Below are 1,716 nucleotides of genomic sequence, written 5' to 3' on the forward strand. Positions count from 1 at the left end.
AACCCGCCGCTGCTTCGCATCATCTCGCAGATTTCCTCCGAGGAAATCGATGCCAACCTGACGCCGGGCGATGCTTCGGACGACGTTGCGGCCACCGAGTCGCTGACCTCGATCCTGAACATCCTGCTCACCCCGATCGGTCCGGAGCTTGGTGCTCCGAGCACGAACGACGTGAACGTCGACAACGACGGTGTGCCCGTTGACACCGCGGTTGCCCACGAAGGCTTCTTCGCAGGCCGCACGCCCGCGGAAATCCTCCTCGACATCGTCGCACAGATGCTGGAGCGCTCCGAGAAGGACCCGCGTGACTACGACGTCGCCGATCGCACGCTGCCCGACTGGGACGGCAATACGAAGACCGACGTCAATGCCAACCGCACCCTGCTGCGCATCATCCTGGACGGTCTGTTCGACGATCCGAACGTCGACGATCCCTCGCTCAACGATCAGATCGACGACTATCCCGGCAATGAGTGTGCCGACGAAGCCTATGCGGACGCCAATGACGGTGCCGCCGGTCTGGAACCGACCTGCGATGCGGGTGCTCCTGCGCTGGTTGATCCTTCCTCGGGTGTTCGCGGCCCGCTCGGTGGTGACGGCATCGCCGTTCCGCAGCGCGCGCTCGACATCCTGCCCGAGCTGCTCAACACCATGGCCCGCTACGGCTTCGATGACACCAACGCTGTGGACGGCGAGCCGCTGACCACGATTTTTGAAAACTGCGATTCCACGACGGTTGGTGAAACCTGCCCGGCGAACAACGGTTATCCCGATCAGGTTCCCTTCAGCGGCAACCACCGTCTGCTCTCGAACGCCCGCACGGGCATCGACATTGCCCTGCAGCTCGATCAGCCGCTGCAGGTCGGTGCCGGTAACGTCTGCGGTGAGGGTCTGCTCTGCTTCGAAGAGTCCCTGCTGCGCGAGGCCATCGAGTCCATCTCGAACCTCGACAACACCGCGGCCGTCAATGAGCTCCTCGTCCTGGTCTCCCTGATCGAGGAAGACATTGCCCCGATCAACATGTCGACCAGCATTCCCAACCCGCAGGACGTCTCTCGCGCAGCGAGCGCCGTCCGCGCCCTGGCCGATCCCGATGGCGACGGTGACCCCTCCAACGACGGTGTGCTCTCCGACCTCATCCCGATCATCCAGGTGATCCCGGCTTCGGGCCAGACCCAGCAGATCATCGACCTGCTTCGCGCTGTCCGCGGTGCCGGCTATGACAACACGACCGATCCCGCCCGCGACATCCGCGGTGGTGAGCTCCTCAAGGCCCAGGAAGACGTCCTGCTCTCCATGCTCGACGCCTACTCGGGTGCCACCGATGAGCTCAGCATCGATGGCGGCGGCGCGGAATGCCCCGGCAACGGCGGAATCGGCGCCACCGGCGGTATTCTGGACTCCGTCCCGGCCGGCCTGAACACGAGCTCGACCAAGGGCGTGCTCGTCGGCGGTGACAACGGTGCCACCACCGGTGCGGGCGTCTTCGTGGACGACACGAAGGACTTCGCCGCTCTGGGTGCCGGTGCCGGCGCGGATCTGTGTATCCGCACGGTGATCAATCCCTTCACCGAGGCCTGCTCGCAGATCAGCGCGCAGCCCGTGGGTGATACAATCCTCTTCACCGACGGCACGCCCGACAACATCGACGCCTACCTGGGTGCAAATTGTCAGGCCACGACGGCGGTCGCGGGTGAGAACTTCGTCGGTGTCGGT

Annotated in this window: 1 protein-coding gene; it reads left to right on the forward strand. The window is 64.6% G+C overall.

Annotation, left to right across the window (positions count from 1 at the left end; all coding sequences use genetic code 11):
* Positions 1–1,716, forward strand: a 1,716-nt coding sequence (locus tag KDH09_00240; protein MCB0218093.1) for a hypothetical protein, incomplete at both ends; no start/stop codon positions are given.

The sequence above is a fragment of the Chrysiogenia bacterium genome, from assembly GCA_020434085.1.
In the GTDB taxonomy this organism is placed as follows: domain Bacteria; phylum JAGRBM01; class JAGRBM01; order JAGRBM01; family JAGRBM01; genus JAGRBM01.